Source organism: Streptomyces sp. URMC 126, from assembly GCF_051386555.1.
In the GTDB taxonomy this organism is placed as follows: domain Bacteria; phylum Actinomycetota; class Actinomycetes; order Streptomycetales; family Streptomycetaceae; genus Streptomyces.
In genome coordinates, this window is record NZ_JBPQTX010000397.1 from 1 (window position 1) to 5682 (window position 5682).

Sequence of the window (5682 nt, forward strand, 5' to 3'; positions counted from 1 at the left end):
GACGAGCGGCGAAGCCGCGACAAGCGGGGTCTGGGGCGGCAGCCCCAGGAAACGGTGAGAGGGCGGGACCGGGGCACCCCACCGGGCGCAGCCCTAAAGCCCCCGCCCCCGGAACCTCCGCCGCTCCGCCCGGGGCGGCTCCGGAGGCCGGTCGGCGAGGCGGACGACCGGATCGTCGGGGCCGCCCTCGCGCCCGGCCACCACCGGCTTCTCCGCGCCCGCCGCCTTCGCCCGGTACTGCGCCGCGTCGGCGAGCCGGAAGAGGCGGCGGGCCGTGCGGACGGGGCCGATCGGATCGCCCGTGGACGCGATGCCGCACGCGACGCCCTCGCCGAGCTCCAACCGGCGGGCGCGCAGGCAGAGTTCCTCGGCCGCCCGGACCACCTCGTCGGCCGGCGGGCCGACGGTGAGCAGGCAGAACTCGTCGCCGCCGAGCCGGGCGGCGAGCGCGCCGGGCAGCCGGGCCCCGCACAGCGACAGCAGCGAGCCGAATCGTTCCAGCAGCCGGTCGCCCTGCGCGTGCCCGAGCGTGTCGTTGACCCGCTTCAGGCCGTTCAGGTCGCAGACGACCAGGCTGACCACGACGCCCTCCGCCAGATGCCGTTCGACGGCCTCGTCGAGGCGCGCGTCGACGGCACGGCGGTTGCCCAGGCCGGTCAGAGGGTCGGTGTAGGCCAGCCTGCGGGCCTCCTCCAGCCGCTCGGTCTGGACGATGCCCGCGGCGGTGACGGCGGCGAGCACGGCCGCGAAGTCGGCGTCGGAGCGGCGGAAGGCGGGCGCGCCCAGGGGCCGCGCCACGTACAGCTCGCCCCAGGCCCGGCCGTGCAGCACGATGGGCGCGATTACACAGCTGCCCCGGCGCCGGCGGCGCAGCACCTCGACGCGGTGGCCCACCGGGAGGGCGTCCGGACCGCCCGCCCCCTCCGCCCCGTCGTCCAGGTTCTCCACCCAGGCGTGCGGCCGTCCGCCCACCCACTCCTCGTGCAGGAACTCGGCGACCTCGGGGAAGTTGTGCACCGGATACGTCTCGTCCTCGGGGAACCGCTCCTCGTCGGGGTCCAGCGTCCCCGCGTTCACCAGGACGCGCAGCCGGCCGCTCTCCCGCTCCCAGACGGAGACCGCGGCGAAGGAGCCGTTCAGGGCGCGCAGGGCCCCCTCGGCGGCGGCGGTCACCCCCTCCAGCGGGGACTGCGCCGCCGCCATCGCCTGTGCCAGCTCCACCACGGCGGACAGGCGGTCGTCACGATCCGCGTCACCAGCCACCGAGCCTCACATTCCACCGCTGCGCGCAGCCCTCGCACTCCAGCGTAGGAATGGTGCGCTCATTCCGCCTTGTGAGGGCTCCGCGGAAGCCCGCTTCGCCCCTGTTCATCCCGTTTTTCCGACGGCGGTCAGCCCGCCGTCGCGGCCGTCACTCGCCCGGCCAGTCCGGGGTCCGCTTCTCGTTGAACGCGGCCACGCCCTCCGCGCGGTCCCCGGAGAAGGCCACCGTCCGCCAGGCCGCGTCCTCGACCTCCAGCCCGGCCCGCAGGTCCAGCCCGTGCCCGAGGCGCAGGGCGCGCTTGGCGGCCCGCAGCCCGACGGGCGAGTGGGCGGCGATCCGGGCGGCCAGGGCCAGCGCCTCGTCACGGTCCTGCCCGGCGGGAACGAGCCGGTCGACGAGGCCCAACTCCCGCGCCTCGGCCGCCTGGACGCGCCGCGCGCTGAAGATCAGCTCGGCGGCGCGGGCCGCGCCGACCCGGCGCGGCAGCAACTGGGTCCCGCCCCCGCCCGGGATCACGCCGACGGACACCTCGGGGAGCCCCACCACGGCGGTCTCGTCCGCGACGATGATGTCGCAGGACAGCGCGAGCTCGAAGCCGCCGCCGAGGGCGAAGCCGTGGACGGCGGCGATGGCCGGCACGGGCAGTTCCAGGACGCCGGTGTAGGCGGCGCGGGCGTGCGGGCGCTGCCGCGAGAGATCGGCGTCGGTGAAGGAGTTGCGCTCCTTGAGGTCGGCGCCGACGCAGAACGCCCGCTCGTGCGTGGAGGTCAGGACGACGGCGCGGACGGTCCGGTCGGCGGAGAGGGCGGCGGTCGCCTCGGCGATCGAGCGGCCCAGCTCGGTGGACACGGCGTTCATGGCCTTCGGCCGGTCGAGCACGAGCTCGGCGACGCGGCCGTCCTCGTGCGCGCGGACCGCGACCCACTCACCAAAGCGCTGTTCGCTCACGCGATTCACCCTCTCCTTCGGCTGTGGCCACGATCATGCACTGACCTCGGAGCGGGTGCCATACCCGTGGGGGGTGCCCGGGCTCGCCCCCTCACCGCTTGTGGCGGGGGCGAGCCCCCGACCCGCCCTCACACGCCGGACGGAGTGTCGCGGCAGGTCACATGGCCCCAGCCCCGGTCGTTCTTGGCGATCGGCTCGCCCGCCGCGTAGGACTTGCCGCAGACGCAGCGGCCGGGGAACTTCGCCTTGAGGGTGCCCTTGGAGCGCGCGCCCTTCGCGGCCTTCCCGGCCGGCGCGCCACTCGCCTTCCGGGGGCGCGGCGGGGCCGCGCGGGACAGGTCGGGCACGGGAGGCTCCGCGTCGCCGTGGGCCGTGCCCGCCGCCCGCTGGGACGTCGCGGAGTCGCTGGCGGCCTGGTCGGCGATCGCGTTCAGCGGGTCGCCGCCCTGCTGGTGCGCCGGCACGTAGCGGAACTCGACCTCGCGCCCGGCCAGCAGCTCGTCGATGCTCCGGACCAGCTCCTGGTTGGCGACCGGCTTCCCGGCCGCCGTCTTCCAGCCGTTCCGCTTCCATCCCGGCAGCCACTTGGTGACCGCGTTCATCGCGTACTGCGAGTCGAGCCTGACCTCGGCCGGTACGGCCGGGTCGGTGGCCTCCAACACCCGCCGCAGCGCGGTCAGCTCGGCGATGTTGTTGGTCACCCGGCCCAGCGGACCGGCCTCCCAGCGCTCCGGCCGCCCCTCGGCGTCGGCGACCACCCACGCCCAGGCGGACGGCCCGGGGTTCCCCTTCGAAGCGCCGTCACAAGCGGCGATGATGCGATCGAGCATGCCCCCGATGATGTCAGGAGACGCGCCCCGCCCTCGCACTGCGCGCTGACGCTCATGGGCGAGGGCGAGATGGAAGGCCCCGACGGCGTCCTCGCGCACGGCATCCAGCCCGTCGAACTGCGGGAGAAGGAGGGGATCGCCCTTCTCGACGGCACCGACGGCACGGACGGCATGCTCGGCATGGCCTGCGCCGACCTCACCCGCCGGCCCTAGAGCGAACGGCTGCTGCCGCGCCCCGCTGATCACCTCCGCCCGCCACGGCCCCTCAGGCCGCCACAGCCGGAACGAGGCACCGGAACGCCACGCCCCCGACCCCCGGCCCCCCTCAGCCCTGCTCCCGCCGCGTGAGCAACCACGGCTCCACGACGCCCAGTCCGCGCACCGGCCGCTGCCACATCGGCTGCAGCGCGAAGCGGTACTTGGCGGCCACGGCCCCCGGCGTCCCGCCCTCCGCCTCCGCCTCGGCCATCGCCGCCGCCACCTCGGCCTCGGACTTGGGGGCGTCCCCGCTGCGCAGCAGCTCCTCCGCCAGGGCGCCGTCCACCAGCACCGCGTCCTTCGGCGCTATCGACGTCAGCCTGCTGGCGAGGTTCACCGTGGTGCCGAAGACATCGCCCATGCGCGTCGTCACCGTGCCGAAGGCCATGCCCACGCGCAGCTCGGGCATGGTCTCGTCGTGGCCGAGGGTCTCGATCAGCCGCAGGCCGATCTCCGCGGCCGTCCCCGCGTCGTCGGCCGCGTAGAGGACCTCGTCGCCCAGGGTCTTGATCAGCCGGCCGCCGTGCGCGGCGACCAGGTCGGCCGCCGTGGTCTCGAACGCCTCGACGAGCTCGCCGAGCTCCTCCTCCTCCAGCCGGCGGGTCAGCCGGGTGAACCCGACCAGGTCGGCGAAGCCGACGGCGAGCCTGCGGTCGACCATCTCCGCGTCGTCCTGCGCCTGCACCACCCGGCCGGTCGCGGCGGCGAGCTGGCGCCGCCAGACGTAGACGAGGAACTCCTCCAGCTCCGGCAGGAGCAGCTCGACGAGGGGGTAGGTGATCTCCGCCCGGGTGAGGCCCGGCTCCTGAGGTTCCGTCAGGCCCTCCAGGAAGGAGTCGATCTGCCAGTCCGCGAGCCGGGCCGTGGTCTGGCCGGTGGAGCGGGCCACCTGGACGGCCATGGGCTCGCTCAGCAGCCCCGCCTCGACCAGGCCGGCCAGCCGCCGCAGGGCGAGGACGTCCGCTTCGGTGAGGGCCTTGGCCTGGCCGATGTCGGCGAAGCCCATGGCCCGCCAGAAGCGCGCGGCCAGGTCCATGGAGACGCCCGCCGCCCGGGCGGCCTGGAACGGGGTGTACCGCCGCTCCGCGCCGAGGATCAGCGCCTCCAGCCGGAGCGCGAGCGGGTCGCCGCCCTCGTCGGCGGCGGAGTCGAGCTCCGCGGGACCGTCGCTCCGCGCGCTCCCGGCGGCTCGCCCCGCGGTGCCCTCCGGGGCACCGGTCGCCCGCGCGGTCTTCCCCTCCCCGTCGGCCCCCGCGGCCTCCCCGGCCGCTACGGAACGGGAGGTACCCCCACCGTCGGCGGTCACCGCCCGCCCCCTGTCCGATCCGTGCGCACTGCCCTGCCGATCGCCGCTCGCTCGCTTTCCGGTCACCACGATACGGCAGGTGTGCCCTAGCTCACTCTCCTGACGACGCCGGACGCAGGTGAACGATGTCGCCCGCGTCCACCGGCCGCTGCACCCCGTGCTCGGTGGCGAGGACCAGCCGGCCGTCGCCGTCGACCGCCACCGCCTCCCCGACCAGCTCCCGGTCGCCGGGGAGTTCGGCCCGTACGGGACGCCCGAGGGTGGCGCAGCCGGCCGCGTACGCCTCCTGGAGCCGGCAGGCCGCCGGGTCGCCGTCGGCGCCGCGCCAGGCGGTGTACCAGTCCTCCAGCGAGCGGAGTACGGCCCGCAGCAGCGGGTCGCGGTCGAGCCGCCCGGCACCGGCCAGGGCCAGCGAGCCCGCGGTGGGCACCGGGAGTTCGTCGGCGCGCAGGGAGACGTTGACGCCGATGCCGACGACGACGGAGTCGCCGGCCCGCTCGGCGAGGATGCCGCCGGCCTTGCGTTCCCGGCCGTCGACGGTGACGAGGAGGTCGTTGGGCCACTTCAGGGCGGTGTCGACACCGGCGGCCCGGGACAGCGCGGACGCGGTGGCGACGCCTGCGAGCAGCGGCAGCCAGCCCCAGCGGCGGACGGGGACGCCGGGGCCGGGCGTGAGCCGGACGGAGAGGAACAGCCCGGAACGGGCCGGGGCGGACCAGGTGCGGTCCAGCCGGCCGCGGCCCGCGGACTGCTCCTCGGCGACGAGCACGGCGCCCTCGGGGCCGTCGGCCGCGGCGAGGTCGGTGTTGGTGGAGCCGGTGTTCGCGACCACGTCCAGGGAGGTCCACAGCCCTCCGGGCCGCAGCAGCGCGCGCCGGAGCGCGGGGGCGTTCAGCGGGGGCCGGTCCAGGTCGGACCAGCGGCTTCCGGGGGTGTCGGGCGGAGTCATGCCGTCACCATAGACACGTCGGCGCGGACGCCCCGGACACCGTACGGCCCGCCGCGGCACGGCCGCCCCCGCCACGCCCGCGCCGCCGGTGACCCCACGACGCCCCCGGCGGCCGCCTCTCCTACCC

At 76.0% G+C, this 5682-nt stretch carries 5 protein-coding genes and 1 pseudogene; 1 reads left to right on the plus strand and 5 read right to left on the minus strand.

Annotated features, from left to right (window positions below; genetic code table 11):
• Window positions 1–93: 93 nt before the first annotated feature.
• From ACSNOK_RS29980 to ACSNOK_RS29990, 3 genes are all read right to left on the minus strand, one after another.
• Window positions 94–1203: a diguanylate cyclase domain-containing protein gene (locus tag ACSNOK_RS29980; protein WP_436783951.1), complete on the minus strand. Its 1110-nt coding sequence runs from the start codon at window positions 1201–1203 to the stop codon at window positions 94–96.
• A 208-nt stretch (window positions 1204–1411) separates the two neighbouring features.
• Complete coding sequence (locus ACSNOK_RS29985; protein WP_436783947.1) at window positions 1412–2221, minus strand: enoyl-CoA hydratase/isomerase family protein; 810 nt, start codon at window positions 2219–2221, stop codon at window positions 1412–1414.
• A gap of 119 nt (window positions 2222–2340) precedes the next feature.
• The gene (locus tag ACSNOK_RS29990; RefSeq protein ID WP_436783948.1) at window positions 2341–3042 is read right to left on the minus strand and encodes a ribonuclease H family protein; all 702 of its coding nucleotides are present in this window, start codon (window positions 3040–3042) and stop codon (window positions 2341–2343) included.
• Between the two features lie 24 nt (window positions 3043–3066).
• Between ACSNOK_RS29990 and ACSNOK_RS29995 the strand changes: the two are divergent.
• Window positions 3067–3246 (plus strand): annotated as a pseudogene (locus tag ACSNOK_RS29995) (aromatic amino acid lyase); the annotation flags it as partial.
• A gap of 121 nt (window positions 3247–3367) precedes the next feature.
• Here the strand turns inward: ACSNOK_RS29995 and ACSNOK_RS30000 are convergent.
• Together ACSNOK_RS30000 and ACSNOK_RS30005 are read right to left on the minus strand one after the other, a co-directional pair.
• Window positions 3368–4606 (minus strand): adenylate/guanylate cyclase domain-containing protein, encoded by a 1239-nt coding sequence (locus ACSNOK_RS30000; RefSeq protein ID WP_436783949.1) that lies wholly within the window; start codon window positions 4604–4606, stop codon window positions 3368–3370.
• A 91-nt stretch (window positions 4607–4697) separates the two neighbouring features.
• Entirely contained in the window at window positions 4698–5555 is an 858-nt protein-coding gene (locus ACSNOK_RS30005) for a biotin--[acetyl-CoA-carboxylase] ligase (RefSeq protein ID WP_436783950.1), read from the minus strand.
• Window positions 5556–5682: the final 127 nt, after the last annotated feature.